We start from the raw sequence: 1,834 nt of genomic DNA on the forward strand, positions 1-1,834 counted from the left end.
GACTCTGCTGCGCAATTCGTTCAGGCGGAGAGTCGGTAGCTGAGCCGTTCGAGTCTGCTGCTGCGGCGGGTCCGGTCGAGGGGGCCTGTGGTCCAGTGGGCGTCGAGTCTGACGATGTTGAGTGCGGTGGCGGAGAAGGCGTGCTGGAGGCGGACTTTCGGCAGGCCGCGGTAGCGGGCCTGGCGGATGCCGGTGATGTCGAGGGCCTGGTTGATGGTGCCCTCGACGCCGGCGCGGAGGGCGTACTTGTTCTTCCAGGTGTCGGTCTTTTGTTCGGCGCGGGCCCGGGCGAGGCTCTCGTGGAGTTCCTCGGGCCGCAGGCTGAGCATGCGGCGTCCGGGTTTCGAGGCGGTGCACTGCTGCTGGAAGGCGCACTCGCGGCAGGTCAGGACGCTGAAGGTGATCACGATGGCGTCCTTGCCGTGCTGCTTGACGGGGTTCCAATGGGAACTGGTCCGGCCGGCGGGGCAGCGGACCTGGCGAGTCTTCCAGTTGATGGTGAAGGCGGTCTTGTCGAAGCCGGCGGCGGCCTTGGCCTGCGTGGAGCGGTCCAGGAGGACCGGGGTGACCATCTGGACGCCCTGCTTCATGGCCTTGGTGATCAGGTCGGCCGACGGGTAGCCGGAGTCGAGGTAGTGCTCGGCCGGCTTCACCCCGTGTTCGGCGAGCTTGTGCTGGATCGGCGCGGTCGCCTTCACGTCCGGCACCGTCGCGTCCGTGGTGTGCACATCGGTGATCAGGTTCGGCATCACCCCTGTCCCGGCGTCCGTGCCGGTGCCGGTGCCGGGGCGTGCGGTGCAGGTTTCCGTGAGATGGATCTTGTAGCCGCACCAGAAGAGATCGTCACCCTTGGCCGCCCAGCGTGCGTCCGCGTCGTAGGGGGAGGCCAGGCGGAGTTGACCGGGCGGGACGCCGTCGTCGGCATCCCGCTTCTTGATCACCTGCCCTCCCCGGGCGTCGCTGCGGATGGTGCAGGTCTGCACCAGGACCTGCCGCAGCAGGGCCACGGCCTCGATCTCACGGACCCAGACCGGGGCGTCAGCAGCCCAGGCGGCCTGGCACAAGGCGAAGGCGTCCTGGCCGAAGACCTGGGCGAGGCGATCACGCCTGGCCTGCGAGGGAGGCATCTTCCAGCCGTCGATCCTGGGCCCGTACCGCTCGGCGAACTCCGTCACGTCGATCTGCCCGGCCAGCCAGACCGGCGCCGCGACCGCGAGCGCCTCCAGAGCCGCCCGCACACTCTCGCCGGCCAGCTCCAGGCGGTTCAAGTCCCGCACCGCGCTGATCACATGGGTGGAGTCGGTTCGCTGCTTGCCCCCGGCCGCCACCAGGCCGGCGTCCCTGCAGTGCTGAAGGAGCCGGTCGAAGACCACCCGTTCCATGCCGTTGTCCGCGAGCCGTGCCCTGAACCGGCACAGCACACTGGCGTCGAAACCGATGTCCGTCAGTTCCACCCCGAGCGCGTACTTCCAGTCGATCGCCCGCACCGCCATCGCCGCGGCCTGCCGGTCCGTCAGGTCCTCCGCGAACTGCAACACCGTCACCAGCGACAACGCCCCCGGCGACAATCCCGGCGCCCCGCGCACCCCGAACGCCTCCGCGAACGGCTCATCAGCGAAGACCTCCGCGAGGCGGTCCCGCACCCGTATCGCCAGGCTCCCCTTCGGGAACGCCGCCCGGGCCACCATCACGGTCTGCTCCGGGACCTCCGGCAGCCCCACCGGCCGCATCGACATGTCCTACCGCCTCCATGGCCGCACAACAGAAGAAGCGACCTCAGAAACGATCATCGCCGACCCGCCCTCACCCCCGCAGCGAATTGCGCAGCAGAGTC

1 protein-coding gene is annotated in these 1,834 nt (G+C 69.4%); it reads right to left on the reverse strand.

Annotated features, from left to right (window positions below):
- Positions 1–20: 20 nt before the first annotated feature.
- Positions 21–1,736, reverse strand: a complete 1,716-nt coding sequence (locus AB0J04_RS45995; protein WP_363174709.1) for an IS1182 family transposase — start codon at positions 1,734–1,736, stop codon at positions 21–23.
- Positions 1,737–1,834 lie beyond the last annotated feature (98 nt).

Source organism: Streptomyces sp. NPDC050263, from assembly GCF_040655955.1.
GTDB lineage: Bacteria > Actinomycetota > Actinomycetes > Streptomycetales > Streptomycetaceae > Streptomyces.

Excerpts from the sequence above, each read along its gene's own strand:
- AB0J04_RS45995 (WP_363174709.1), bottom strand. The coding sequence starts at position 1,736 with ATGTCGATGCGGCCGGTGGGGCTGCCGGAGGTCCCGGAGCAGACCGTG.